The organism is Salinimicrobium oceani (genome assembly GCF_012037645.1).
Genome location: NZ_JAAVJR010000008.1, coordinates 37,861 through 62,889 on the forward strand (window position 1 = coordinate 37,861; position 25,029 = coordinate 62,889).

Consider the following 25,029-nt stretch of genomic DNA (forward strand, 5'->3'; position numbering starts at 1 on the left):
TCCGCTGCCAGAGGCCGAAAATCATTCATAGATTTTTTTCAGAAATAAACAGGTTAGAATTCCGCATTTTTGAGACCTCAGCTTTTCCAAAGTTGACACTTAAAATAGTAGCGTTGCAGGAATACAACTATTTCTTACTGAGGAACTGCTGCCTAAACTAGCGCTTTTTTACTACGGCTGGCGGCGATCCAGGAGGCGATCATGCCCAGAGAAGTAATGGTGATCATGACCACCACAATATTTTTCCAGGTGATAGCAACAGGGTAAGGCAGACTGGGGGTGATCATTACCAACTCATATTCCATTTGAAGGTATACTACCGCTATTGAGGAAAGCAGGCCAATGCTTCCGCCAAGCAGCGTCATAAAAACGCCCTGGGTAAAAAATATGTTCTTGATCTGGTTCGGGCTTGCACCCATGCTGTGCAGCGTTTTGATGTTCTCTCTTTTATCGAGTATCACCATGATTATTGATCCAACGACGTTGAAGAGCGCAATGATCAACACCAGAGTAAATATGAGGTATACAGCGAGATTTTCGGTATTGAGCATCTTATAAAGTGCATCATTAAGTTGCGCCCGGTTCTTGATCTCTACCGGCTCCTGCAGGCTGGCCTCGATTTCAGACTTAATTGCTTCAGGATCTGAACCAGGAAGAAGCTTTATTTCAATACCGGTAACTTCCTGCGAACCAAGATTAAGCAGGTCTCGGGTGAATTGGAGGGAGGCAAACACATATTTATCGTCCAACTCCTCATTTATACTGTAGATGCCCGAAACCACCACTCTTTCAGAATTAAAGGCTCGGGTAGGATCCAGAACCTGTCCTGTTCCCGGCCTCGGAACCAGGATTTCCAGGAGGCTCATATAATCAAAGATGCCAAGATTGAGCTCTCTTGAAATATTTGCTCCAATGACTACCTGTGACTCTCCCGGGTGAAACCAGGTGCCGCGAATAAGAGCGCTGTCCAGTTGATTCACCTTCAGGAAGTCATCGTCAACGCCTTTAATAAATGTGGTCTTGTTCTTTGACCTGAAAGTGAGAAAGACCCGTTCTTCAATTACCTCTGAAAAAGAGGAAATTCCACCGATATTTCTAAGGCGCTCCTTTTCTTCCGAAGAGAAGCTGAAGGTTTTTCCGCTTGCTGGCATAACCTTTAGGTCGGGGTCGTATTTGTTTGAAAAAGAAAGGCTGAAACCCTTGAGGCCCGTAAAGCCCGAAAGCACTATAAAAAGCGCAAATGCCCCCGCAAAAACTCCTACAGCCGCAATGATGGTTATAATGTTTATAGCGTTGTTACTGCTCCTGGAGAACAAGTACCTGCGGGCTATGTAAAAGGGGAATTTCAAGGACTATGATTTTTTCCTTCGAGACAACAGGTCGGGCTGATCAATTGGGTTTTCGTCCCCCTTGATTGATTTTTCGATGTTCTCGATATAGTCCAGGGAATCATCAATAAAGAATTCCAAATTCGGCATTCTTCGCAGCTGGTGTTTAGTGCGCTGGGCTACCTCATGTTTAATTTGTGGCTTGAGCTGATTGAGCTCTTCCAGGATCTCCTTGGAATTCTTTGCCGGGAAAATGCTGAGGTAAGCCTTAGCCTGAGAAAGATCTGTAGTTACTTTAACCTTAGAAACAGAGATCAAAATTCCTGTTTTACCTGCATCTCTCAAATGGGACTGGAGAATATCGGCCAAATCCCGCTGTATCACTCCGCCTATTTTTTTCTGTCTGTTTGTTTCCATGCTACAAAAGTAGAACATTTACGGCTCAATTCTTAAAATCTACGTTAATAGCTTTGGGTTTTGCTTCCAAAGTCAGCCTACTTTTTATCTTTAGGTCTGGAAATACAGCAGGAAGGCTTCCTGCTTTGGATTCATTGGTTTAGAAAAAAATTGAATTACTTAGAAATGAAGAAAATAGAACACATAGGGATTGCAGTTAAGGATTTGGCGGCGGCTAATGAGATCTACGCTAAACTGCTGCAAACCGAAAGCTATAAAACTGGAAAAGTAAAAAGTGAGGGTGTAGAGACCTCTTTCTTTAAGGTGGGAGAGAGCAAGATCGAATTACTTGCAGCAACCTCGGGCGATAGTCCTATTGCTAAATTCCTAGAAAAGCGGGGGGAAGGTGTGCATCATATTGCCTACGAAGTCGATGATATAAAAGCTGAGATGAAGCGGTTAAAGGAGGAAGGCTTTGAACTAATTTCAAAGCGTCCAAAAAAAGGTGCAGACAATAAACTTGTCGCTTTTCTGCATCCCAAATCGGCTGCGGGTGTTCTTGTTGAATTGTGCGAGGAGATCAGGGACGAAGAGCAATCTTTGCCTATTGGAGATGAGGTGTGGGAAGATTTATAGGCGGGAGAAAAATATATATTTGAAATGTTTGTTAAGTAAGGTGCAAAGTTTTAAATTTGCGCCCTCTTAAGCTCATTGAGCCGGTCCTATAGCTCAGTTGGTTAGAGCACCTGACTCATAATCAGGTGGTCCCTGGTTCGAGCCCAGGTGGGACCACAGAATTTCATCCTCGCCAATGGCGGGGATTTTTTGTTTTTACACCTGGGCGAGAAGCCTGTCCCGAGCGTAGCCTTTTTATGCGGAGTCGAGGGAAGCCCAGGTGGGACCACAGAAAGTAGCCGTAATACTACTGAAAATTAGTAGTTTACCGCTTTTTTGTTTTTTAATTTGTACGGTGATTGTATGGTTAGTTGGAGGCTTGTGGGAAAAACAAATAATAATTGTAGAAAAATTAGAACATAAAGGAACAGGTTCTATTTGCAATATTTAAAAATCTCCAAAAGGTACTGCTCTGCTTTGTGCGCTTCAGCTGCTTGCACTTTGTAAGTCGTATACCGTGCATAACGGGAACGATCATCAAGCCATTTATATTTTATGCTGATTTGCTGATCTGCTTTGTCTTCTATAAGTTTTGCCCTTGCCATGTGTCTACCTTTAAGATTATAGGCTTTCCTAACATGAGCAATGTTAGTACACTTAATTTCCTTAATTTCAGTGGGGAGAAATTTATCTTCTAAGAGATGTATAGAGGAATAGAAGGCAGTAGTGACTACCCAGTCATAGTAGATTTTGTTTTTTAAGAGGTCTTGGCAAAGATCTTTGTTTCTTTCACCATGGACGAATTGACTACTCTTCATTCTTGTTGAAATCCTCAGAATATTCGAAGCCATCTGCTTTAAGGGCTTCAACATCTATTTCAGCTGCTCCCATAATTCCCATATCTAAGGCGCAATCAAATAGATCATTGAAAATTCTTTTCATTTCAAAAACTTTGGAGTAGGCCTGAGTTACAAAATCATCATTAATAAGAAGATCATTATCAACAGCGATAACGACTTGGGGGTTGTCATGAAAAATATTAATATAAAATGAGTCTACTGCATGTCCTTTTTGCTTGATGAAGCTTATGACCCGATTTGTGAGGATATAAACCTGATTAGCCTTTTGAGTTAGCTCCTCTACTCTGCTCTTAATCAATTTATTTACAAATTCCTTTTTACCAGATTTTTCACCAGCAGAAAATCCTTCATTAAAAGCTTCAGCAACAACATCAACATGATAATAGTTGTTCGCAGCAGTGCTTCTGACGTCATCTTTATGATTCCTCAAATAAGACTGAAAAAGTTCTGTTCCAGTTTTGTTCATTTGCGAAATAGACATAATTGTTGAGTTTAACCTGTTAGTTTAAAAGGGGGTGCAAAATTAAGAAATATATTCTCAATTGTTGAGACATAACTGAATTAAGAGTTTTAAAATTACACTATTTTTCCGAATGACCAACTTTTGCTTTCCTTTTTATAACACTTTTAACCCGCTCTCAGAGCTTAACGTAAAATATTTGTGGCAAAATTTTCGCCAAATTTTTTTTTGCATACCCGCTTAGGAAAATTAATATCCTCTTTTACCCCAGGGAGAGAGGGGATATATTGAGATTGATTTCAGAAAAGCTGTTTCGGAATTGTGATTTTTTGGCGGAAGAGAAGAAGATGTTCTTTTGCTATCTGTATGGATTCATAATATTCCCTGTTTGCCTATTGACGTCCCCCCGTGCAGCTTCAACCTACCCCGTTGAATTTTCAGGTATTTTCTCAGTCTTTAGAGCTTCCTCTATTAAAGAGATTTTGTGTTCAATAAGGGCTATTGCATCTTTCGGTTTGGCTTCTCCATCAGTAAATCCATGAATGTCATGATGACAGCGGGAGCAATAGGTTATATCTATATTGTTGGCCTTACCGCATTCACATACCCAGACCTCCTTTTCTTTAGGAGAAAGTAGTTGTTTTTTAGTACTGTGAGTCCCTCTTTCGGGGAAAGCCGAATTAATCAGTTGACATAATTCCTCATAAGCCTTAACGTCCTCTTCGCTGTAGTAAGGCCGATCGCAAGTACTCAGGATCATTCCCCTTTTCCTAACAGCTAAATTGTCATCTTCAAGTAGATCTTTATTTCGTCCAAAGTCGAGAAGTAATTGCTCTTTGATTAGATTATGTAGATACTTCTCAACTTCCCCAGCTGTATCTTTATCCTTTAAAGTATTATAAACAACGTTCACCTGATCTTCAGGGGCTAAATTGCTTAAAAAGGTAGTTGTATTATTTTTGAATGTTTCTACTGTTTCTGATGTATAACTATCCAAATGGGTGAGGAGCGTTGTGAGTTTACTGATGATTGTAGGGAAAAATTCTTTCACCTTGTTTTGAATAATGAACTCCCAAACATCTTGAGTAAAATCTAATTTGTTATCCCTGGCTTTTTCCTCCAACACTTTCAACTGCCGTAGAAATCTTATTTGATCATTATCTACTCTATCCGAAAGATTCGAAAAATTTTCTTTTGATAAATTGGACTGGGTATTTTCACTGGCCTTGATAATTACCGCAGTTCCTATAGCCGTAATCATAAACATTGATTTTCCGCCACCAGAAACTTCGTCAATATCAATCTTTAAACCCACTACACCGTTTGCTCCTATACGCTTTGCCTCTTGTTTGATTCGCTCTATAGCTTCAGAATAGATGGAAGACAATTGCTTTTTATAACTCCCTGAGCGTCCTCCGAAGATATCAGACATTCAAGCGAAGAAGTCACTAAATAAATTTGTTCCAGCGACCACATGTGCTGTAACGGGTTGTAAATGTCTTACAATTTTACCCTCGGATGGACTATCTGTTGTGATGACCAATACTTCTTTCTTAGAAATCATTAGTATTCTTTTTTAGGATTTTTCAGAAAGCTGTAGGGTAACTTCTGATGATTTTTAAAACTACAAAAAAGTAAGAAAAATGGAATCTTTCCTTCTATTCAAATAATTCATTTTAATCTTTAAGAATGGCTGTTCCCTATGATACTTGACCTCAAATTCTTTTAATACAGCATTTAACCTCTTAAATTGATCTTTGAATTCCATTGTAGTGGAAAAAGTCTGTGTAAAGCTCTGAAACACACTTAGAGCAGTTCCAAACCTGACACTTAAACTTTACCTCATCCTTTTGTCTGCCGTGCTGCTATCCAGAAAAATAATGCCCAAAATTCCCAGCAACAACCGAGGTTTATTAATTAATTTCCTGCTTGCAGCAGCTTTTTTTGAAAATTCTCAACTGTTTTTAGAGAGCGAATAATAAATTATTATAACTTTGAAACGCAAAGTACTTTTCTATGAAGACAGAACAAGAGTATATAAAAGATCTTAGTGAGATACGTGCCATGATGGAGCGAACAAGCAAGTTTATGTCGCTTTCTGGTTTGTCGGGCATCATGGCCGGGGTTTATGCTTTGGTTGGCGCCTATGTGGTTTACAGGTTGTCTTATTCTACAGAAGAGGGACTGGAAAACACTCTTAATGGCAAAATACTTTTTGGTGATGCTGCCGAGATACTGCTCCTGGCCCTTGCGGTTCTGGTGCTTGCACTTGGAACTGCTGTGCTGCTCTCCTGGCAAAAGTCCAGGAAGAGTGGAGAGAAACTTTGGAACTCGGCGGCGAGGAGACTCGCTTTTAATATGGCCATTCCATTGCTGGCGGGAGGGATTATTATGTTCATCTTTTTCTTTAGGGGGCTCGAAGAATTTATAGCTCCGGTGACTCTCGTATTTTATGGAATGGCACTTTTCAATGCGAGTAAATTTACCTTTGCTGAATTGCGTTCCCTGGCGCTCCTGGAGATCGTACTCGGCTTGATCTCCTTTTATTTTACAGATTACGGTCTATTGCTTTGGGCTCTTGGCTTTGGCCTCTTGCATATTCTTTACGGAATTTACATGCACCTGAAGTACGAGAAATGAAAAAGTTCATAGAGGGCTTACATAAGGCTTTTGAAAGCAGAGTGCGCTTAGGCATCATGTCGGCTCTTGCTGTCAATGACATGCTCGACTTTACATCCCTCAAGGAATATCTCGATGTGACCGATGGAAACCTTGCCAGTCATCTCAAAGCCTTGGAAAAAGAAGGCTTTATTGGTGTGAAAAAAACATTTGTAGAACGCAAACCCAATACCAGGTATTCGATGACCAGAGTGGGAAAGACAGCTTTTGAGGCTCATTTGGAGGCACTTGAGGCTCTTATAAGATCACAGAAGTAGAAAATATTTTTTTATTCATTTACTTTGAAATGCAAAGTACTTTATAAAACTTCAGCAATGACACTTTCAGAAAAGCTCGATAAGATACATTTAGAAGCCCGAAAGAACAGGTGGCTGCGGGTATTTAGCATTTTTAACAGGTGTGTCCTTGCCCTTGGCTTTTTTCCTTCGGGTTTTGTGAAAGTCAGCGGGGAGCGATTTACCGCCCTTGCAACTACACACCCTATGGGAAGTTACCTTGAAGCTTTTTTCCACACGGGCTTCTATTATCCTTTTGTAGGAGTGATGCAAATCTTAGCGGCCTTCCTGTTGCTGATTCCCAGAACAACTACGCTTGGAGCTTTGATCTATTTCCCAATCATTCTCAATATTTGCCTGCTGTCTATTGCTGTAAGATTTGAAGGTTCCTTACTTACTTCCCCGCTTATGTTGCTCGCATGTCTGTACCTGCTTTGCTGGGACTGGCATAAATTGAAATTCATATTTTTCCCCTCGGCGCCAAAAACATTGCTTCCTTCAAGGCAGGACATGTCCAGTAGATTTCCGGTCAAGTTCTTTTTTGGTTCTGCCATCACTGTGATCGCAGTCGTCGCCATGGTCGTCCTAATGAACATTCATCTCTTTATGCCGCAACTTGAAATCTCTGAATGCAAGCAGCAATGTTCAGATGAAGAAGATCCGCAGGCCTGTCTAAACCTGTGTGACTGTATTCATACTACCAGAACCTACAACTTCTGCATGGAGGAATATGACAATAGTAGCGCTAAGAACATTCATTCTCAATCATAATTAAAAAATAATCAACTCTTAAAATCATCAGTCATGAAAGAACAAATTTCCCACTATCTCAACGACCCCGTACAACTGGAAAAGTTGTATCGCACCAACAAAAGCAGCTTTAAAAAGAATTTTAATATGCTTTACCCGTCTATACAGGGGAGTTCCCTTGCCGATTTCTGGAATACCAGGCTCAACTATGAAGCAGATGAAATAAACTGGGGTTCGAAAAAGGACTTTTTATTCGTTCTTTCCATCGCATTCCTTGCGGGGCTAATTGCCAAACTGCCGCACATTTTTTCTATAAGTGAAGAGTTCTTCTATCCCCGGAATATTGGTTTTATCGTTTTCCCTATTCTGGCAAGTTATTTTGCGTGGAAACATAAGTTAGCCTTAAAGAAGGTCATCCTTCTTGCGGTTACTACCATCGCGGCTGCCGTTTTCATCAACGTTCTACCTCATTTTCCTGAAAGCGATACTTTGATCCTGTCATGCATTCATTTGCTTATTGTTCTATGGACTGTGCTGGGATTTGCTTATACAGCAGGGGAATTTAAAGCCTATAACAAACGCCTCCAATTCCTGAAATATAATGGTGATCTTCTGGTCTTATCGGGTTTGATCTGTATAGCCGGCGGACTCATGACAGCAATTACCATTGGTCTCTTTACCCTGATCGATGTTTATATAGAAGCTTTTTACTTCGGCTACGTGGTGATCTTTGGCCTTCCTGCAGTTCCGGTCCTCGCGACTTATCTTATTGAGAAGAATCCGCACCTGGTAGGAAAGATCTCTCCTGTCATTGCCCGTATATTTAGTCCGCTGGTGCTGGTAATGCTTATTAGCTATCTCGCTGCAATGATCTTCTCCGGAAAAGATCCATATAATGACCGGGAGTTTTTGCTCATATTCAATGTCCTTCTGGTTGGAGTAATGGCCATTATCTTCTTCTCGGTTGCAGGGGCTTCAGAATCAAAAAAGAGCAAACCTGAAGTTGTGATCCTCATCCTGCTTTCAATTGTTACCATAATTGTTAATGGCATAGCGCTTTCAGCCATTCTTTTCAGAATTTCTGAATGGGGAATTACTCCAAATCGGCTTGCGGTGCTGGGCGCCAATCTGCTTATTCTTGTGAATCTTGTTATGGTAACCGCAAAATTGCTGAAGGTGACTTCCAAAAAAGCCGCACTTGAGGATGTGGGAGAGACGATCACCAGGTATTTGCCCGTTTATGTAATATGGGCAGTGATCGTCACCTTTAGTTTTCCTTTAATCTTTGGAGTGCAATGATCTTGAAAGTTTAAAATTTGAAGAAATGATAATGAAATCAAACTCGATAGTAACTCGTTTTTCTCCGCTCTTCACCTTCCTTAACTGGGGGTTCGGGCTGGCGGTGATCGCAGCTGGCTTTATCAATACCTTCTGGGGAAATGATCCCGGCTTCGGAATTTTTCTGCTCCTGCTTTCGGTTTTTTATTTTCCTCCTTTCCTGAAGATGCTCAGACAGAAATGGAATATTAAAATTCACCTGATCCTGAAGATCCTTCTCAGCATCTTTATTATCATGGCTGTTTTGGGAGTGGGGGAATTATTTTATAAGATCGAATTAATGCGAAGCAGTTTTTAAAAAAGATCTCTCAAAAATGTCATTTTTGAGCAGGTAGAGAAAATGATCTTTATAAGGAAAGTGCGCAACTTTAGAAAATGGAATATTTTGTAGATAAGGATTCAATAGTGCGGCAAATATGGGGAAAAGCCGACAGCATTCTCTTTATTTTTGCGGGAGCTGCGGCAGAATTCGCTTTGAATAAAGCGGTCGACTGGCTGTACTTTACGGGAAGGTTGCCCGAAGATCCCCTGGGAAGACTTTTTTCCACCGTCGCTTATGCCCGCACTATTGTTTTTGCTGAAAAGGAAGCAGCGCACCGGGCCATAGATCAAATTACCGCTATACATATGGCGGTGGAAGAGAAACGAGGCGCCAAAATTCCCGACTGGGCCTACCGGGACGTGCTTTTTATGCTGATCGATTACTCTATCAGATCCTTTGAACTGCTGGAACGAAAACTTTCAGCAGCAGAAAAGGAAGAGGTTTTCAGGGTTTTTGAAAGAGTAGGAAGCAGGATGCAACTTCCGGGCCTGCCAAAGAGTTTCGATGAATGGGAGATTATGCGGAAAGAACATATAGAGCATGATCTTGCTGCAGGAGATTATACCCGGGATCTTTACCGACGGTACAAGCTGCACCTGGGAATATTGCGCTATAAATTGCTCCTGGAAGTGCAGAAACTCTTAGTGCCCAATAAGGTGAAATTTCTGCTGAATTTTCGGAGGAATTCTACGCTTGGTCCGCTGCTGAAGTTGTACAAATGGAGCAGGAAAATAAAGCTGGACTGGATTTTCAAAGCGCTCCTGCTGCCATCAAACTATATGTCGGAGATCAATGCTCTGGACCAGGTGTAGCACTCAGCATTATCTATTAAATAGAAATAAACATGAACCTGACCTTTAACAGAGCCTATTTCTTTACTGCTTTTATTCTTCTTTTGCTGGAAATCTTTATCGCCCTTTATGTTCGGGATTCTTTCTTCAGGCCCTATGGTGGAGATTTCTTTGCCTTAGTTCTCCTTTATTGCCTGCTCAAAAGCTTCTGGAAAATACCTTTCAAAAATGCCATTTTTGGAGCCCTTCTTTTTCTCATCTTTATTGAGTGGCTTCAGTATGTCAAGGTTCTTGAATTCCTGCAAATACATAAAAACAGGTTTCTGGCTACGGTCTTAGGTAATTATTTTGAATGGCTGGATATAGCCATTTATTGCCTGGCAGCCTTAAGTATCTATGGATTTGAGCGGCTAAGGCACCGGGAGACTTCCGAAGTTAAAACACCTGGTTCTTTATAAATAATAAGGGTCTGGAACTTTAAATCTGCCTTAAGTTGAGCCTTTTCGTGTTATTTCTATGCTAAATAGTGTTTCAATTATGAAAAGCTTGACATTTTTCATTTAGTGTTTTTTTATCTTCAGAAGAAATTCAGTTGAATCACCCCAAAACTAGAGGATTATGCACCACACTATATGTTATGTAAGTACGGCTACACGAGAATTTTCTGGTTCAGAGATCAATGAACTTCTTGCTCTTTGGAAAGAGAAAAACGAGGAGCAGGATATTAAGGGCATCCTCCTTTATTCTGAAGGGCATTTTTTTCAGGTCCTGGAAGGGGAAAGGTCAGCGGTGCTTGCCTTGTTTAGTGAGATCAATAATGATAAAAGACATTCGGGAATTATCCAGGTACTGGGTAAGGACATTGAACGCGGTTCTCTTGATGGTTATCGCACAGAACATCTCTCTTCACCCAATTTTTCGCGGCCCGATCTCATAAGGAATTACTGCGAGAGCGTGGAAGGCATGGACAGCCATACCCAGGGACAAATAAAGACTGTTCTTAATTCCTTCTTAGATACTCGGGTGCTGTAGATCCTTCACTTCTTCTGCATCGCTAATAAAAAACCCCCTTTACGCAAAGTAAAAGGGGCTCTTTAATTTGACGGAAATCAACCGTACTTATGGCTTAACAGCCTGTAATTCTACTTCTTCACCTTGTTTGTCAATAAGTTTGACTTCATCAAATCCCATTTCCTTGAACTGGTCGAATTGTGTAGCAGCATCCCCAACAACAAGATAAGCCATTTTGGACTCATCAAGATATTTCTGAGCCAGTTCTTGGTGTTGTTCAAGCGTCATGTTACGAATGATCTGTTCTTCTTTTTCAATATAATCTACCGGTAGATCATAAGCGCTCATTTCCTGCAGCATTCCAAGTAACGAACCCTGAGTCTCAAACCTGCGGGCATTAGACTTTATGAGTGCGTTTTTCGTGAATTCCAGATCGTCCTGAGAGATCCCGTCTTTGTATTCGGCAATCTCATCCCTGAAGATCCCCACAGATTCTCCCGTAGTATTGGTTCGAACACTTGAAGACGCGGTAAAGGTCCCCGGAATTTTTGATCCGCTAAATCCAGATCGGGCGCCGTAGGTATATCCTTTTTCTTCTCTAAGAATAAGATTCACATTTCCTGAGAACGAACCTCCAAGCTTGTAATTCATCACCTCTGCCGGAAAGAATTCCTTACTGGTGCGCGGCAGTGCGATGTATCCAATATTGATCACCGATTGCTTAGCGCCGGGAACATCTACAAAATATAGAGATGCTTTATCCCTGTTAGTTACAATTTCGAACTCCGGAATTTTAACCTCTTTCGCCATCCAGTTCTTCTCTATACCTTCCAGAGCAGAGAGTGCCTGTGCCTGTGTAACATCTCCCACTACGTGGAACCGGCTCACACTAGGAGAAAAGTTCTTTTGATAAAACTTTTTAAGATCCTCCATACTTATCGCCTCTACAGAAGCTTCTGTGCCTAAAGTAGGATGCGCAAATGGATGATTCTCTCCATACAACAACTTGTTGTAGACGTTGTTTGCGATCACATTTGGATTTGCCTCGTTCCTTTTGATGCTGTTAATGGTACTTGTCTTAACTCGGGCAAATTCCTCCTCATCCCACCGCGGTTGTAACAGGATTTCCTGAACCAGGTCCATAGTCTTTTTAAAATTGCGTTTCAGGGTATTTCCACGAATGACTATTGACTCATTCGTAGTGTACATGTTGATGTTAGCTCCCAGCATATCGATAGCTTCTTCCAACTCGGCAGGAGTTTTGTTTGCGGTGCCTTCCATCAACATATCACTCATGAGGTTGGCAACACCATTCTTGGAAAGATCGTCCAGAAGATGACCTCCCTCAATAACAAGACTGAAATTAACCAGCGGTAGTTCTGTTTGCTCAATTCCATATACTTCCAGTTGATTCTCCAGGTTGACATTCCAGGACGAAGGAACATTTAGGGAAGGAGTTTCTCCCACTTCTGGTTGCGTGGAACGGTCGATCTTTGACGGAGTCTTTTGAACTGGCTGAGTAGCTTCAGCAACTTCTGTCTGCACATTTTCAGTGATCTTTTCCTCTACTACCTCAGCTTTTTCTGAATTCTCTGTAATGAGTTCAAGCTGTCCTTTTGGTACAAAGCTCGTCATGACATAGGGCTTATTCTTGATGTATTCGTTGTAGACCCTCATCACATCTTCTTTGGTGACCTTCTTGATATTCTCGATATCTTTTTCAATATAACCGGGATCGCCGGTAAAAACATCGTACTGTGCGAGCTGGAAAGATTTACCTAAAACGCTGCTGATTCCATTGTAGAAATCTGTCTCAAGACCGGCTTTGATTCTCTCAATATCCTTTTCGGTTACTCCTTCTTTTTCAAACCTTGCAAAAGCTTCTTTGATTCCTGCTTCCACCTGGTCAAGATCAACCCCGGAATTTGCGGTTACCATAATTCGGAATTTCCCGGCAATTTGATCGGCGCTGTTAAAGGCTCTTGGCTGGGACGCCAGTTCCTTTTCTTTTACAAGTACCTCATACAGGGGAGCTTCTTTTCCGTCGGAAAGTATTTCGCCTAAAAAATCGAGGGCATATGCATCTTTTGTGTATTGTTCTACAGCAGGCCATACCATGTTTAACTGTGGTGCGGTTGCAAAATTATCTTCATGAAAGAGCCTTTTTGACTCTTGTAACTGTACATTCTGCACTTCAAGTGGTGCTACTTCCTGTCGTTTCTTGATCTCTCCAAAGTATTTCTCTACCAGAGCTTTTGCTTCGTCCTTTTCAAAATCTCCGGCAATAACCAGCGTAGCGTTATTGGGCCCGTAGAACTTATCATAAAATTCCTTCACATCATCTACAGTAGCATTTTGAAGGTCTTCAAGCTCACCTATGACCTGCCAGCTGTATGGATGACCATCGGGGAAAAGATTTTTATCTATAACCCAGCCTGTATGGCCATAAGGATTATTATCTACGCGTTGCCGCTTTTCATTCTGAACTACTTCCTGCTGGTTTGCAAAAGCAGATGCTGTAACCGTGTTGATGAAATAACCCATGCGATCGGACTCCAGCCACATGACCATCTCCAAAGCATTTTTGGGTACTACTTCGTAATAAATCGTTCCATCCTGCCAGGTTCCTCCATTAAGGGTTCCTCCCACATCCTGTATCTTCTTAAAAAACTGGTCTTGAGGAACATTTTCTGATTCCTGGAACAACATATGTTCAAAGAGATGGGCAAAACCGGTACGGCCTTTCTTTTCCCTGTTTGAACCCACTCCATACTGAATAGCGACAGATACAATAGGATCTGACTTATCCTGGTGGAGCACGACATTAAGACCATTATCCAGCTCATATTTTTCAAATTCAATAGACAATCCCTGTTCCTGGATGGCCTCTGCCTCGTTTCCTCTGAGTTTTTCACAGGAATAGGTGGTAATTAGCAGCGGCATAACCAAAGCCGCTGTGAGGAACCTCATTTTTCTCATATTATTCGTTTTAGTTAATTGATTGATAAATATAATAATAATGGTTTAGGAGTGTAAATTATTTTCAATCAGCAGGCTAGACCTTAGATGAGGTACTAACGCGGCAGTTGATTTCCTAAAGGCGTTTATTTATATTCTCTTATCAGGTTGATCCATTCCATACTTTTTAAGCTGCCAATCAAAATAGGATCTATGGAATCGAGGAGTGGAGAGTCTTTTGGGAAAGTGTAGCTGTAATAGTCCTTTTTGAGGGATTTTTCGAGCACTTCCAATTCATCCTCCAGATTTTTCTGTTCAATAATGTAGTTAAGAATAGGCTGATCGTAGACCAGAACCTCGGTCTTGTTCTCGAGCAGAGCTTCAATACCTGCTTCAGCATTTAAGACCGCTTCTGAAGAGATCTTGTACTGGTCGAGCAACTCCTGTGCACTGGAACTCTGTACAGTTGTTACTCCAAATTTCTCCAGATCCTGAATGTCTGATATTTCATCCTGCATATTCTGAACAGTTAGAGAAGAGGCGATTCCCGCAGTTAGGGTGGAGATCATGATAATAGCCATGAACATCCAGATAAGACCTATAAACCTGCCTCCAAAGGTACGCGGAGATTTATCACCATAACCTACTGTTGTCATTGTTACGGCACTCCACCAGAATCCCTGGAGAATACCTCTGCCCCCGCTGCCAAATTCTTCCGGATTCTTTTTACGTTCAAAAAGCCACACTAGAAATCCAAAAATGAAAATTACACCTACCAGAATGAGGATGGCCGAGAGGAAGTTCCAACTAAAAATGTTTGAAATGTAGGTCCAGAAGGCCGAACCACTTTTACGGGCCATCCCGGTATAGGAAATAAAATAAGGCTGCGTAAAATCCATGCGCTCCATTCTTTGATCTGTAACGGTGATTGGGTTGATACTAAAATCTACCTCGCCATGCTCAACAGCGCTCAATAATTGCTCAAGACTGGGATAGCTTTTAAAGCTGAAGTCTGAATCCAGGCTTCTGTTGACAAGACGCCACGAATCAATACTGAGACCAGAAAATTGGTTGCCTTCCTTTACAACAAATGGCGGTGCTTCTGTAAGACCTATAACAAGTTTTGTGGGTTTAGGCAGGGAATCCTGAGCTATAGAAAACGGGCTAACCAGAATAAGGAGAATCAAAAAAATGCTTAATCGTATCATGAATATATCTATTTCAGCAGGCAATTTATTAAATTCATAGCTGGAAGTGCAATTTGCTTACTGCAGCGGGAACATTTAGGTCGTAGAAAATCCTTTTCCTCTTATATTTTTCTGTCAGCTTTAAATGCAAGGGTTTATTTTATATTTTTGAAGATTAGAGAAATAGGTTTTAAGCTGCTTTAACTTCTTAGATTCTTATATTGCTCCAAATATCAAGGAATGTTGTTGGCTATGGGTAAAGGTTTTAAATACTGGATATTAATATTCGCTATTGCAGGTTTTACCTTTGCTGTTTATAGCCAGGGGCCTAAGCAGGGTCCGCCGGAACCTCAGACCTCTGCAAACCAGAGTAACGGAAACGGACGGGGACCGTGTGGCCGACTTCCCAATCCTGACAACCCGGGTAGAGGGCCTGGAATTCCACCTCCTGTTGGGCTTTGCCTGCCTATCAATGATTATCTCCTGCCTCTCTTTCTCAGCGGAATACTGTTTGGAGGTTACATGATGTGGCGGATTGAAAAAAGGGTGGAAAACTCTTAGATTCTGTCCCTAAAAATCGATCAAAGGTGTTAAAAATTCGATAAAGAGCACAAAGACTATGGATAGATAAAAATATCGTTCTATTTTTCCGACATGGAAAGAGAAGTCCGATATCTTATTCTATTGGCTGCTTTACTGGGAAATTTCCATTTGGCGATCGCACAGGAGCTCTCTACTCCACCCCCAGAACCAATGATGACTACAGAAGGCCCCTCAAGAACTGGTTGTGGTGAAGGAGGTACTTCGCCGCCGCCGCCGGTAGGCTTGTGTCTTCCAATAAATGATTACCTGTTGCCCTTATTTGCTTCGGGCGTTCTGCTCGGAGGGATTTCTCTGCTTAAATTGAACAGAAAGGAAGCGCCTAAGAGTTCAGTGTTGTGAGTCGCTTCACGTATTTTCCTATAACATCAAATTCCAGGTTCACGCTCATACCTTTTTGAAGGCTGTTAAAATTTGTGTTTTCAAAAGTATAAGGGATAATTGCGACGCTGAAGCTGTTCTTTTCAGAATTTACAACCGTTAGACTTACACCGTTTATAGTTATTGATCCTTTTTCAATAGTGACATTATTCAATATGGGATCATACTCAAATGAAAATTCCCAGCTCCCGCTCTTTTCAATCACAGCTGTGCATATAGCCGTCTGGTCAACATGACCCTGCACAATATGGCCATCCAGCCTGTCGCCAATCTTCATGCCGCGCTCCAGGTTGACCTTATCTCCTTGTCTTAGTTCCTTAAGATTTGTTTTTTCCAGTGTTTCCTGAATGGCAGTTACGGTATATTCAAAATTATCGATTTTCACAACAGTCAGGCACACGCCATTATGCGCTACACTTTGATCGATCTTAAGCTGGGGAGTCATTGCTGCACTTATTGTGATGTGCAGATTTTCTTCACGTTTTTCTAAAGCCGAAACTACTCCCAGCTCTTCAATGATACCTGTAAACATTCCTTATTTATTAATTACCTTTGTGGGTATAAAATTAGAATAAATACAGGGAACCTTTATGAAATCAGCCGATAAAATAAGAGTGGGAATTAGTATAGGAGATCTCAATGGAATTGGGAGTGAGATCGTGCTGAAGACCTTCGAGGATGCCCGTATGCTGGAGCTGTGTACTCCTGTGGTATTTGCCTCGGCCAAAACCATCACTTTTATAAAGAAAAAGCTGGATCTTGACATTAGCTTTCAGGGGGTTGAGGAAGCCTCTCAGGCTTTAGATAATAAGCTGAATGTTGTCAACGTATGGAAAGAGAATGTGGAGATCCACTTCGGAAAAGAATCTCCCGAAGCTGGGAAGTATGCATTTCTATCCTTGCAGGCTGCTACAGAGGCATTGAAGAATGGTGACATAGACCTTCTGGTGACCGCACCTATAAATAAGCACAACATTCAGAGCGAAGAGTTTAAATTTCCGGGTCACACAGATTACCTGGCAAAGGAGCTTAATGGGGAAAGCCTTATGCTCATGATCACAGACAGCTTAAAAGTTGGGTTGCTCACAGATCATGTGGCAGTTAAAGATGTTGCTGCGTCGATCACACCAGGTTTGGTAGAGAAAAAGATCAATATTATCTACAAGACCCTACAACAGGATTTTAAGATCTCTCAACCCAAAATTGCAGTGCTGGGCATTAATCCGCATAGCGGGGACAATGGAGTAATAGGAAATGAGGACGAGGAGGTGATGAAACCTACCCTCGAAAAAATGAGAAATTCGGGCAAGCTGGTATTTGGTCCATATCCTGCAGATAGCTTCTTCGGAAGTGGAAATTACAGGAATTTTGATGCCATTATTGCAGCTTATCATGACCAGGGACTAATTCCCTTTAAAACTTTGTCTTTTGGTACAGGAGTAAACTTTACTGCGGGATTGAATAAGGTAAGAACTTCACCAGATCATGGCACTGCCTATGAGATCGCAGGAAAAAATGAGGCCGATTTTCAGTCTTTTAAAGAGGCTGTTTTTAAGGGGATTGATATCTTCAGAAATCGCCAGGAATATGAGGAGCTTACAGAAAATGTTCTGAAAAAACAGAGCAAAAAGATATAAACAAAAATTTGTTTATAAAGAATAGTCAATTCATTAATTTTTATATCTTTGCACCCGCCTTATCCTGAGGGGTAGGCACTTGAAACTGATGATGAAATGAGGAAACTAAAGGAGTTTACGATCCCTTTTGTGGGTCTTAAACAGGGCAAACACCAGTTCGAGTACAACATTGACAATAAGTTCTTTGAACATTTTGACTATGATGAATTTAACAGCGCCAACATTCATGTGGACCTCGAGTTAGAGAAAAAGTCTACGATGATGGAGCTAAGTTTTAAAGCATCGGGAACAGTTAATGTATTCTGCGACCTTACCAATGAACCCTACGATCAGCCTATTGATTCTGAGCTGATGTTAGTGATCAAATTTGGACAGGAATACAACGACGAAAACGAGGATCTACTTATTCTGCCGCATGGAGAATATGAGGTCAATATCCAGCAGTACGTATATGAAATGCTGGTACTCGCAGTTCCGTCAAAAAGAGTTCATCCGGGCGTTCTTGACGGCACGCTTAAGTCAGATGTACTTGAAAAGCTGGACGAGTTAAGTCCGCGGGAAAAGGAAATAAAGGCAGAGGAAGATATAGATCCTCGCTGGAACAAATTAAAAAATTTATTAAACGATAAATAATACGCAGCCATGGCACATCCTAAGAGAAAGACCTCAAAAACGAGGAGAGATAAAAGAAGAACGCATTACAAAGCTTCTGTACCACAAATTGCAACAGATCCTACAACAGGAGAAGCGCATTTGTATCACAGAGCTCACTGGCATGAAGGTAAACTATATTACCGTGGTCAGGTTTTGATCGACAACACTGAAGAAGTAGAAGCTTAATCTTAAAAGAGCTTTGAACATCATACAAAACTCTCACATTGTGAGAGTTTTTTGTTTTAAGTTGATAAAGTGCTAAAAACACCTTAATTTGCACCGCTGTATTTTGAAGATTTAGTAATTTACTGTTTTTCAGGATGCTAGGCTTCATGCAGAGGCATTAAATGCTATTTTATGAATAAAAGAACAGCAGCGATTACAGCTGTAGGCGCATATGTACCAGAATTTGTACTGTCCAACAAGCTCCTTGAGACCATGGTGGATACAAATGATGAATGGATCACTTCAAGAACCGGAATTAAAGAGCGCCGCATCCTTAAGGACAATGATAAAGGAACTTCTTACCTGGCCATAAAAGCCGCACAGAATCTTATCGACAAATCGGGGATAGATCCTGCAGAGATTGACCTTCTTATCATGGCTACTGCTACGCCCGATCTTCCGGTAGCAGCTACAGGAGTTTATGTGGCATCAGAAATAGGCGCGGTAAATGCATTTTCTTACGATCTACAGGCGGCATGTTCAAGCTTCCTTTACGGAATGTCTACTGCAGCGGCCTATATTGAGTCTGGAAGATATAAAAAGGTCCTTGTGATTGGAGCCGATAAGATGTCCTCAATAATAGATTATACAGACAGGACGACCTGCATTATTTTTGGAGATGGTGCTGGTGCAGCACTTTTTGAACCTAATGAAGAAGGATTGGGACTGCAGGATGAAATTCTTAAAAGCGATGGCGCCGGAAGAGATTTCCTAAAGATCTCTGCCGGAGGTTCCCTTATACCCCCAACGGCACAAACCGTTGCCGATAAACAGCATTACGTTTTCCAGGATGGAAAAACCGTATTTAAATTTGCTGTTACCAACATGGCCGATGTAAGTGCGAAGATCATGGAGCGCAATAACCTCACAAATGAAGATGTTGACTGGCTGGTGCCCCATCAGGCCAATCGTCGAATTATCGATGCTACTTCGGGGCGTATGGGACTGGATGACTCCAAAGTACTTATGAACATTCAGCGGTATGGTAATACAACTTCCGCTACCTTGCCATTATTATTGAGTGACTTTGAAAAACAATTTAAAAAAGGAGATAATCTTATTTTTGCCTCATTTGGAGGAGGGTTCACCTGGGGCTCTGTCTATCTAAAATGGGCTTACAATTCTTAAAAACACCCAACATTTAATATTATGGATTTAAAAGAAATTCAGAATCTGATCAAGTTCGTGGCCAAATCTGGAGCCAGTGAAGTAAAGCTGGAAATGGATGATGTAAAGATCACCATCAAAACCGGATCTGACGAAAGAGAAACCACGATCCTGCAACAAGTGCCAATGCAGGCGGCACCTCAAATGCAGCAACCAGTACAGCAGCAACAGGCTCCTTCTCCACAGCAGCAGGAGAATACTGCTTCAGGTGGTGATGCCACAGGAGGCCAGGAGGATAAAGGATATCTTACTATAAAGTCGCCAATCATTGGTACTTTCTATAGAAAACCATCTCCAGATAAAGATGCTTTTGTAGAAGTGGGAGATTCTGTAAAAGTAGGTGATGTACTGTGTGTTATTGAGGCCATGAAACTTTTCAATGAAATTGAAAGTGAAGTTTCAGGAAAGATCGTAAAAGTACTGGTAGATGATTCTTCTCCAGTAGAGTTCGACCAGCCTCTTTTCTTAGTAGATCCTTCTTAACAACTGCTGGAATAATTACCCTACAGCCAAAATTATACAGGTATGTTTAAAAAAATATTGATTGCCAACAGGGGAGAGATCGCCTTGCGCGTTATTCGCACCTGTAGGGAGATGGGCATAAAGACCGTGGCGGTATATTCGACTGCCGATGCCGAGAGTCTGCATGTGCGCTTTGCCGATGAAGCCGTATGTATAGGGCCTCCTCCCAGCAACCTTTCCTATTTAAAAATTTCAAATATCATAGCAGCTGCAGAGATCACCAATGCAGATGCAATTCACCCCGGTTACGGTTTCCTTGCCGAAAATGCCAAATTTTCCAAGATCTGTGCCGAACATGACATCAAGTTTATTGGTGCCAGCCCAGAGATGATCGATAAAATGGGAGATAAGGCTACTGCAAAAGCTACTATGAGAGCTGCAGGTGTGCCATGTGTTCCCGGATCTGAGGGAATTCTTGAATCTTTCGAGCAAGCCGAAAAAATTGCCGAAGACATGGGGTATCCTGTGATGCTTAAAGCTACTGCCGGTGGTGGTGGTAAGGGAATGAGAGCCGTGTGGAAGAAAGAAGACCTTAAAAAGGCCTGGGATTCTGCCCGTCAGGAAGCAGGAGCTGCTTTCGGAAATGACGGCATGTACATGGAAAAGCTTATCGAAGAGCCACGTCACATTGAGATCCAGGTAGTGGGAGACAGTTCCGGAAAAGCCTGTCACCTTTCTGAAAGAGATTGCTCTGTACAAAGACGCCACCAGAAGCTTACTGAAGAAACCCCATCGCCATTTATGACCGATAAACTTCGGAAGCAAATGGGAGACGCTGCCGTAAAAGCTGCTGAGTATATTCAGTATGAAGGTGCGGGAACAGTGGAATTCCTTGTTGATAAACACCGGAGTTTCTACTTCATGGAAATGAACACCCGAATTCAGGTGGAGCATCCTATTACCGAACAGGTGATCGACTATGATCTTATTAGAGAGCAGATCCTTGTTGCGGCGGGAGTTCCTATTTCAGGAAAGAACTATACCCCTCAACTTCATTCCATCGAATGTCGAATCAATGCCGAAGATCCTTATAACGATTTTAGGCCTTCGCCAGGTAAGATCACCAACCTGCATGCGCCGGGAGGTCATGGGGTGCGAATCGATACCCACGTTTACAGCGGGTATGTCATTCCGCCAAACTATGATTCCATGATCGCAAAGCTTATAACCACTGCCCAAACCAGGGAAGAAGCTATCAGCAAAATGAAGCGGGCATTAGATGAATTCGTTATAGAAGGCGTGAAGACCACAATTCCTTTCCACAGGCAGCTGATGGATGAACCAGATTATGTAGCGGGGAATTACACCACCAAATTTATGGAGACCTTCAAAATGAAACCCATAGAATAGTACCTGCAGAGTATCTCTATTGAGATCCCCTGTTTCCATAATTTCAGACCTCACGGGTTTTCAAGACCTGTGAGGTCTTTTTTGTTTTTAACAGCTGCCAATGTTTTTATACCTTTAGATGCTTCGGAAGCATGATGTTTCCTAAGGTCTTAAAAATGGCATTTCATGAGCTTTTCCTGGTGGGAACATGATTCCTGGTTCTCAAATATTGATTTTACTATCATAGGCAGTGGGATAACTGGTCTTAACTGTGCACTTCAACTAAAAACAAAATATCCCAATGCTAAGGTGTTAGTCCTTGAAAGAGGGCTGCTGCCCAATGGCGCCAGCACAAAAAATGCAGGTTTCGCTTGCTTTGGAAGCCTAAGCGAGATCATCGCCGACCTAGAGCAGCATTCTGAAGAAGAAGTGGTCGAGCTCATAAAAAAGCGTGTAAGAGGTCTTGAAATTCTGCGAGAGCAGTTAGGGGTTGAAAACCTGGATCTGCAAATAAACGGCGGGTACGAACTTTTCACTGCCAATGACCGGGAACTTTATGAAACCTGCCTCTCAAAAATGGCAAAAATAAACCATCTTCTAAAACCCCTTTTTGGAACCGATGTTTACAGCGTTACCGGAAATAAATTTGGTTTTGGACGTGTGCAGGAGGACCTCATCTTTAATGCTTTTGAAGGCCAGTTGGATACAGGTAGAATGATGACTGCCCTACTACAAAAAGTGCAGGCTGCAGGAGTGAAGATCCTGAATTCTGTAACGGTAAATGGCTTTACTGAAGTAAATTCAAGTGTGGAAGTGGAAACCGAGCATTTCAGTTTTTATACCAGTAAACTGCTCATTGCAACTAATGGATTTGCTTCGCAACTTGGTATTCCAGAGGTAAAACCTGCCAGGGCTCAGGTGCTTATCACTGCACCTATTCCAGATCTCCATATAAAAGGCACCTTTCATATGGAAGAAGGTTTTTACTACTTCAGAAATATCAACAATCGTATCTTGTTTGGAGGCGGTAGGAATCTAAACCTAAAAGGCGAGGAGACGACCGAACTGGCCCTCACATCGCTTATTCAGCAAAAACTCGAAGTGCTGCTCAAAAAGGTGATCCTGCCAAACAAAGATTTCAGGATTGAAAGGCGTTGGAGCGGAATTATGGGAATTGGGGAACAAAAGAAACCCGTGATAAAACAAGTTTCGGATAATGTGTTTTGCGGGGTACGTCTCGGGGGAATGGGAGTGGCCATTGGTAGCCTAGTAGGTAAGGAACTTGCCGATCTAATAAACTAAAACATGAAGAAATTTTTCAGGTTCATTTTTAAATTACTGTTGGGTTTGTTCCTCTTCAGTATTTTTATGGTTATCATTTATAAATGGGTGCCGGTTCCTTTTACCCCTTTAATGGCGATTCGGTATTTTGAAGAACCTTCAGAAGACATACATCACGACTGGGTCCCAATGGAGGAAATATCCAATAACCTCAAAATTGCTGTCATAGCAAGTGAAGATCAAAATTTTCCCAATCATAATGGCTTCGATTATAAGGCCATTCAAAAGGCAATGGAGGAAAACAAAAAAGGGAAACGTGTGAGGGGAGCGAGTACCATTTCGCAGCAAACAGCAAAGAACGTTTTTCTTTGGCCGCAGCGCAGCTGGTTTCGAAAGGGGCTTGAGGTCTATTTTACTTTCTTGATCGAACTTTTCTGGAGCAAGGAGCGCATTCTGGAGGTTTATCTTAATAGTATTGAAATGGGGAAAGGAGTATATGGCGCAGAAGCAGCGGCCAGAGTATGGTTCGGGAAATCTGCACTAAACCTCACTGCCTATGAGGCTGCAGCTCTTGCGGCTATACTACCCAACCCCAGGCAGTACAGAGCAAAACCAGCGAGTAATTACATTCAGAATCGGCAGGCCTGGATCGTTCGGCAGATGAGGAATTTAGGGCCCATACAATTAAATTAAAAAGTCTTGTGAAGAAGGAACAACTTATCCAGGCCTGTGAAGCATTTGTTGAAGATAAGCTGGCGACGGTGCAAAGGGCGATAGATGATCTCGAGGCGGCATTAAAACTGGAGACAAAATGTTCTATGGGTGATAAATATGAGACAGGCAGAGCTATGCTCCATCTCGAATTTGAAAAACTTGCAGGCCAGTATGAGGAATTCAAGAAACTTCGGAAAACAGTTCGGATGATTCCTTCCGGGAAAACCAGTAAAGTAGGTTTTGGCAGTATCGTGAAAACCTCCCAAGCAAATTACTTTATCTCTGTACCGGCCGGAATCATTGAAGCAGATGGAGAGAAATTTTTTGCTGTGGGAGCAGGAGCGCCTGTTGCCAGGGCATTATTGGAAAAAGAAGCAGGCAGCAGTATAGTTTTTAACGGCCGTGAAATACACATAGAGGCAGTCACGTGATTAACTCCATTATTGAAAATTATAGCATTGATTATGGGTTGGCTATAACATTCCCGGGATCAAGGCGTGGAGGAAAAATTCACAGCATAGAGTAGGAGAGACATTCTAACCGGTCTATTTCAGGCGGGCATTAAGCAACTCCGGATTAAAGGAGAGGTAGACGATCTTATTTTTGGTTAGCTCTTTTGAAGATTCCAGCAAGATCTCCTCGCCATCCATTTCTACCTGGGTGAGAAAATGATTTCCCTTGAAAAAGCAGCTTTTTACCTTTGCCTTAAAAGTGCCGCCATCTGTGAGATGCACTTCATGCGGATAAATAATGATCTTCTTCCTTGCTGCCTGGTTTTTTAGAATTAGAGAGGCGGGTAATTCGTTGACTTCTCCAAACAATGAAGCTACATAGGCATTTTTAGGGTGGTTATAAAGTTCCTCGGGTCTTCCCATTTGGATGATCCTGCCATCTTTCATGGCAATGGTTTGATCGGCGAAGGCGAGGGCATCAGTGCTATCATGAGTAGCGACAATGACGGTAACGCCAGCTTTCCTGAGGTGCGAAAAAAGGTTCCTGCGAAGCTTATTTTTTCTGAAATGGTCGATATGACTAAACGGTTCATCGAGCAACAGGACTTCGGGCGGTTTGGCAAGGACTCTAGCAAGGGCCACTCTTTGCTGTTGTCCGCCACTCAGCATTCTTGCCTTTACTCTTGCCAGCTCCCGCATTTCAACAAGTTCAAGTAGCTCGTTTACGCGCTGTTGTTTTTTTCGCGGGTACATGTTTGACAAATATTTCCCTACATTCTCTGCAACACTTAAAGGAGGCATGAGATCGAAATCCTGCGCCAGGTACTTCATAAAATCCTCCCCCGGCACTATATTAAAGTTGGGTCCCAAAAGTTGTTCTTCCTTCCAGAAGATCTTCCCGTCTACATGATGTAGTCCATAGATCGACTGAAGAAGGGTACTTTTTCCGCAGCCACTCGCGCCAATGATCGACACATTGTCTCCTTTAGAGATATTAAAGCTAAGATTCTTTAATACCGGCTTTACTTCATATCCAAACGAAAGGTTCTTTACCCTCAACATTTCTGCAGCAATTAAAACCGTAAAAATACGGCATT

28 protein-coding genes and 1 tRNA gene are annotated in these 25,029 nt (G+C 41.9%); 20 read left to right on the top strand and 9 right to left on the bottom strand.

Going from position 1 to position 25,029, the window contains the following annotated elements:
- Positions 1-152: 152 nt before the first annotated feature.
- Entirely contained in the window at positions 153-1,349 is a 1,197-nt protein-coding gene (locus tag HC175_RS12900) for an ABC transporter permease (protein ID WP_168138921.1), read from the bottom strand.
- A 3-nt stretch (positions 1,350-1,352) separates the two neighbouring features.
- Positions 1,353-1,745, bottom strand: a complete 393-nt coding sequence (rbfA, locus tag HC175_RS12905; RefSeq protein WP_168138922.1) for a 30S ribosome-binding factor RbfA — start codon at positions 1,743-1,745, stop codon at positions 1,353-1,355.
- A gap of 165 nt (positions 1,746-1,910) precedes the next feature.
- On the opposite strand from rbfA, the gene mce reads away from it, so the two are divergent.
- Both mce and HC175_RS12915 read left to right on the top strand, forming a co-directional pair.
- Complete coding sequence (gene mce / locus HC175_RS12910; protein WP_168138923.1) at positions 1,911-2,360, top strand: methylmalonyl-CoA epimerase; 450 nt, start codon at positions 1,911-1,913, stop codon at positions 2,358-2,360.
- A gap of 82 nt (positions 2,361-2,442) precedes the next feature.
- Positions 2,443-2,516 (top strand) — tRNA-Ile (locus tag HC175_RS12915).
- 257 nt (positions 2,517-2,773) lie between these two features.
- Here the strand turns inward: HC175_RS12915 and HC175_RS12920 are convergent.
- The 3 genes from HC175_RS12920 to HC175_RS12930 all read right to left on the bottom strand — a co-directional run bounded on the left by HC175_RS12920 (position 2,774) and on the right by HC175_RS12930 (position 5,091).
- Positions 2,774-3,157: a hypothetical protein gene (locus HC175_RS12920; protein ID WP_168138924.1), complete on the bottom strand. Its 384-nt coding sequence runs from the start codon at positions 3,155-3,157 to the stop codon at positions 2,774-2,776.
- Positions 3,147-3,680, bottom strand: coding sequence for a hypothetical protein (locus HC175_RS12925; RefSeq protein ID WP_168138925.1), 534 nt, complete (start codon positions 3,678-3,680; stop codon positions 3,147-3,149). Before HC175_RS12925 ends, HC175_RS12920 begins: the two co-directional genes overlap by 11 nt.
- 400 nt (positions 3,681-4,080) lie before the next feature.
- Positions 4,081-5,091, bottom strand: a complete 1,011-nt coding sequence (locus HC175_RS12930; protein ID WP_168138926.1) for a YbjQ family protein — start codon at positions 5,089-5,091, stop codon at positions 4,081-4,083.
- A gap of 584 nt (positions 5,092-5,675) precedes the next feature.
- Here HC175_RS12930 and HC175_RS12935 point away from each other — a divergent pair.
- The 8 genes from HC175_RS12935 to HC175_RS12970 all read left to right on the top strand — a co-directional run bounded on the left by HC175_RS12935 (position 5,676) and on the right by HC175_RS12970 (position 10,846).
- Complete coding sequence (locus HC175_RS12935) at positions 5,676-6,299, top strand: hypothetical protein (protein WP_168138927.1); 624 nt, start codon at positions 5,676-5,678, stop codon at positions 6,297-6,299.
- On the top strand, positions 6,296-6,595 hold the full coding sequence (locus HC175_RS12940) for a winged helix-turn-helix domain-containing protein (protein WP_168138928.1): 300 nt from the start codon (positions 6,296-6,298) through the stop codon (positions 6,593-6,595). The genes HC175_RS12935 and HC175_RS12940 overlap by 4 nt, the downstream gene beginning before the upstream one ends.
- A 57-nt stretch (positions 6,596-6,652) precedes the next feature.
- Complete coding sequence (locus tag HC175_RS12945) at positions 6,653-7,384, top strand: DoxX family protein (protein WP_168138929.1); 732 nt, start codon at positions 6,653-6,655, stop codon at positions 7,382-7,384.
- Positions 7,385-7,417: 33 nt separating this feature from the next.
- Positions 7,418-8,662, top strand: coding sequence for a hypothetical protein (locus HC175_RS12950; RefSeq protein WP_168138930.1), 1,245 nt, complete (start codon positions 7,418-7,420; stop codon positions 8,660-8,662).
- Positions 8,663-8,693: 31 nt separating this feature from the next.
- Positions 8,694-8,999 (top strand): hypothetical protein, encoded by a 306-nt coding sequence (locus tag HC175_RS12955; RefSeq protein ID WP_168138931.1) that lies wholly within the window; start codon positions 8,694-8,696, stop codon positions 8,997-8,999.
- A gap of 77 nt (positions 9,000-9,076) precedes the next feature.
- A complete protein-coding gene (locus HC175_RS12960) occupies positions 9,077-9,835 on the top strand; it encodes an oxygenase MpaB family protein (protein ID WP_168138932.1) in 759 nt (252 codons plus the stop codon).
- 32 nt (positions 9,836-9,867) lie between these two features.
- A complete protein-coding gene (locus HC175_RS12965; protein WP_168138933.1) occupies positions 9,868-10,272 on the top strand; it encodes a ribosomal maturation YjgA family protein in 405 nt (134 codons plus the stop codon).
- A gap of 160 nt (positions 10,273-10,432) precedes the next feature.
- A complete protein-coding gene (locus tag HC175_RS12970; protein ID WP_168138934.1) occupies positions 10,433-10,846 on the top strand; it encodes a BLUF domain-containing protein in 414 nt (137 codons plus the stop codon).
- An 87-nt stretch (positions 10,847-10,933) separates the two neighbouring features.
- Here the strand turns inward: HC175_RS12970 and HC175_RS12975 are convergent, their stop codons facing one another.
- Entirely contained in the window at positions 10,934-13,795 is a 2,862-nt protein-coding gene (locus tag HC175_RS12975) for a M16 family metallopeptidase (protein ID WP_438865938.1), read from the bottom strand.
- 134 nt (positions 13,796-13,929) lie between these two features.
- Positions 13,930-14,991 carry a transporter substrate-binding domain-containing protein gene (locus tag HC175_RS12980; RefSeq protein ID WP_168138936.1) on the bottom strand — a complete coding sequence of 354 codons (1,062 nt, stop codon included), beginning with the start codon at positions 14,989-14,991 and terminating at the stop codon, positions 13,930-13,932.
- 633 nt (positions 14,992-15,624) lie between these two features.
- Here HC175_RS12980 and HC175_RS12985 point away from each other — a divergent pair.
- The gene (locus HC175_RS12985) at positions 15,625-15,912 is read left to right on the top strand and encodes a hypothetical protein (RefSeq protein WP_168138937.1); all 288 of its coding nucleotides are present in this window, start codon (positions 15,625-15,627) and stop codon (positions 15,910-15,912) included.
- Here the strand turns inward: HC175_RS12985 and HC175_RS12990 are convergent.
- Positions 15,893-16,483 carry a riboflavin synthase gene (locus tag HC175_RS12990; protein ID WP_168138938.1) on the bottom strand — a complete coding sequence of 197 codons (591 nt, stop codon included), beginning with the start codon at positions 16,481-16,483 and terminating at the stop codon, positions 15,893-15,895. The two genes, HC175_RS12985 and HC175_RS12990, sit on opposite strands and share 20 nt — an antisense overlap.
- A gap of 58 nt (positions 16,484-16,541) precedes the next feature.
- On the opposite strand from HC175_RS12990, the gene pdxA reads away from it, so the two are divergent.
- The 9 genes from pdxA to HC175_RS13035 all read left to right on the top strand — a co-directional run bounded on the left by pdxA (position 16,542) and on the right by HC175_RS13035 (position 23,911).
- On the top strand, positions 16,542-17,588 hold the full coding sequence (gene pdxA, locus HC175_RS12995; RefSeq protein ID WP_168138939.1) for a 4-hydroxythreonine-4-phosphate dehydrogenase PdxA: 1,047 nt from the start codon (positions 16,542-16,544) through the stop codon (positions 17,586-17,588).
- A 96-nt stretch (positions 17,589-17,684) separates the two neighbouring features.
- Positions 17,685-18,221: a YceD family protein gene (locus HC175_RS13000; RefSeq protein ID WP_168138940.1), complete on the top strand. Its 537-nt coding sequence runs from the start codon at positions 17,685-17,687 to the stop codon at positions 18,219-18,221.
- A 9-nt stretch (positions 18,222-18,230) separates the two neighbouring features.
- The gene (gene rpmF / locus HC175_RS13005; protein WP_006988996.1) at positions 18,231-18,428 is read left to right on the top strand and encodes a 50S ribosomal protein L32; all 198 of its coding nucleotides are present in this window, start codon (positions 18,231-18,233) and stop codon (positions 18,426-18,428) included.
- A gap of 171 nt (positions 18,429-18,599) precedes the next feature.
- Positions 18,600-19,595 carry a beta-ketoacyl-ACP synthase III gene (locus tag HC175_RS13010; RefSeq protein WP_168138941.1) on the top strand — a complete coding sequence of 332 codons (996 nt, stop codon included), beginning with the start codon at positions 18,600-18,602 and terminating at the stop codon, positions 19,593-19,595.
- A 21-nt stretch (positions 19,596-19,616) separates the two neighbouring features.
- Positions 19,617-20,117, top strand: a complete 501-nt coding sequence (accB, locus tag HC175_RS13015) for an acetyl-CoA carboxylase biotin carboxyl carrier protein (RefSeq protein ID WP_168138942.1) — start codon at positions 19,617-19,619, stop codon at positions 20,115-20,117.
- Positions 20,118-20,159: 42 nt separating this feature from the next.
- Complete coding sequence (gene accC / locus HC175_RS13020; protein WP_168138943.1) at positions 20,160-21,506, top strand: acetyl-CoA carboxylase biotin carboxylase subunit; 1,347 nt, start codon at positions 20,160-20,162, stop codon at positions 21,504-21,506.
- Positions 21,507-21,671: 165 nt separating this feature from the next.
- Complete coding sequence (locus HC175_RS13025) at positions 21,672-22,787, top strand: NAD(P)/FAD-dependent oxidoreductase (RefSeq protein WP_168138944.1); 1,116 nt, start codon at positions 21,672-21,674, stop codon at positions 22,785-22,787.
- A 3-nt stretch (positions 22,788-22,790) separates the two neighbouring features.
- Positions 22,791-23,459, top strand: a complete 669-nt coding sequence (gene mtgA, locus HC175_RS13030) for a monofunctional biosynthetic peptidoglycan transglycosylase (RefSeq protein ID WP_168138945.1) — start codon at positions 22,791-22,793, stop codon at positions 23,457-23,459.
- An 8-nt stretch (positions 23,460-23,467) separates the two neighbouring features.
- Positions 23,468-23,911 carry a transcription elongation factor gene (locus tag HC175_RS13035; protein ID WP_168138946.1) on the top strand — a complete coding sequence of 148 codons (444 nt, stop codon included), beginning with the start codon at positions 23,468-23,470 and terminating at the stop codon, positions 23,909-23,911.
- Positions 23,912-24,025: 114 nt separating this feature from the next.
- On the opposite strand, the gene HC175_RS13040 is transcribed toward HC175_RS13035, so the two are convergent.
- A complete protein-coding gene (locus HC175_RS13040) occupies positions 24,026-24,994 on the bottom strand; it encodes an ABC transporter ATP-binding protein (RefSeq protein WP_168138947.1) in 969 nt (322 codons plus the stop codon).
- Between the last annotated feature and the right edge of the window lie 35 nt (positions 24,995-25,029).

Coding starts and splice junctions, on each gene's coding strand:
- HC175_RS12990 (WP_168138938.1), bottom strand. CDS start 16,483: ATGTTTACAGGTATCATTGAAGAGCTGGGAGTAGTTTCGGCTTTAGAA.
- rpmF (WP_006988996.1), top strand. CDS start 18,231: ATGGCACATCCTAAGAGAAAGACCTCAAAAACGAGGAGAGATAAAAGA.
- HC175_RS13000 (WP_168138940.1), top strand. CDS start 17,685: ATGAGGAAACTAAAGGAGTTTACGATCCCTTTTGTGGGTCTTAAACAG.
- HC175_RS12940 (WP_168138928.1), top strand. CDS start 6,296: ATGAAAAAGTTCATAGAGGGCTTACATAAGGCTTTTGAAAGCAGAGTG.
- HC175_RS13025 (WP_168138944.1), top strand. CDS start 21,672: ATGAGCTTTTCCTGGTGGGAACATGATTCCTGGTTCTCAAATATTGAT.
- HC175_RS12945 (WP_168138929.1), top strand. CDS start 6,653: ATGACACTTTCAGAAAAGCTCGATAAGATACATTTAGAAGCCCGAAAG.
- HC175_RS12970 (WP_168138934.1), top strand. CDS start 10,433: ATGCACCACACTATATGTTATGTAAGTACGGCTACACGAGAATTTTCT.
- HC175_RS12975 (WP_438865938.1), bottom strand. CDS start 13,795: ATGAGGTTCCTCACAGCGGCTTTGGTTATGCCGCTGCTAATTACCACC.
- accB (WP_168138942.1), top strand. CDS start 19,617: ATGGATTTAAAAGAAATTCAGAATCTGATCAAGTTCGTGGCCAAATCT.
- pdxA (WP_168138939.1), top strand. CDS start 16,542: ATGAAATCAGCCGATAAAATAAGAGTGGGAATTAGTATAGGAGATCTC.
- HC175_RS12985 (WP_168138937.1), top strand. CDS start 15,625: ATGGAAAGAGAAGTCCGATATCTTATTCTATTGGCTGCTTTACTGGGA.
- HC175_RS12925 (WP_168138925.1), bottom strand. CDS start 3,680: ATGTCTATTTCGCAAATGAACAAAACTGGAACAGAACTTTTTCAGTCT.
- accC (WP_168138943.1), top strand. CDS start 20,160: ATGTTTAAAAAAATATTGATTGCCAACAGGGGAGAGATCGCCTTGCGC.
- HC175_RS12960 (WP_168138932.1), top strand. CDS start 9,077: ATGGAATATTTTGTAGATAAGGATTCAATAGTGCGGCAAATATGGGGA.
- HC175_RS13010 (WP_168138941.1), top strand. CDS start 18,600: ATGAATAAAAGAACAGCAGCGATTACAGCTGTAGGCGCATATGTACCA.
- rbfA (WP_168138922.1), bottom strand. CDS start 1,745: ATGGAAACAAACAGACAGAAAAAAATAGGCGGAGTGATACAGCGGGAT.
- HC175_RS13040 (WP_168138947.1), bottom strand. CDS start 24,994: ATGTTGAGGGTAAAGAACCTTTCGTTTGGATATGAAGTAAAGCCGGTA.
- mtgA (WP_168138945.1), top strand. CDS start 22,791: ATGAAGAAATTTTTCAGGTTCATTTTTAAATTACTGTTGGGTTTGTTC.
- HC175_RS12965 (WP_168138933.1), top strand. CDS start 9,868: ATGAACCTGACCTTTAACAGAGCCTATTTCTTTACTGCTTTTATTCTT.
- HC175_RS12950 (WP_168138930.1), top strand. CDS start 7,418: ATGAAAGAACAAATTTCCCACTATCTCAACGACCCCGTACAACTGGAA.
- HC175_RS12930 (WP_168138926.1), bottom strand. CDS start 5,091: ATGTCTGATATCTTCGGAGGACGCTCAGGGAGTTATAAAAAGCAATTG.
- HC175_RS12980 (WP_168138936.1), bottom strand. CDS start 14,991: ATGATACGATTAAGCATTTTTTTGATTCTCCTTATTCTGGTTAGCCCG.
- mce (WP_168138923.1), top strand. CDS start 1,911: ATGAAGAAAATAGAACACATAGGGATTGCAGTTAAGGATTTGGCGGCG.
- HC175_RS12935 (WP_168138927.1), top strand. CDS start 5,676: ATGAAGACAGAACAAGAGTATATAAAAGATCTTAGTGAGATACGTGCC.
- HC175_RS12955 (WP_168138931.1), top strand. CDS start 8,694: ATGAAATCAAACTCGATAGTAACTCGTTTTTCTCCGCTCTTCACCTTC.
- HC175_RS12920 (WP_168138924.1), bottom strand. CDS start 3,157: ATGAAGAGTAGTCAATTCGTCCATGGTGAAAGAAACAAAGATCTTTGC.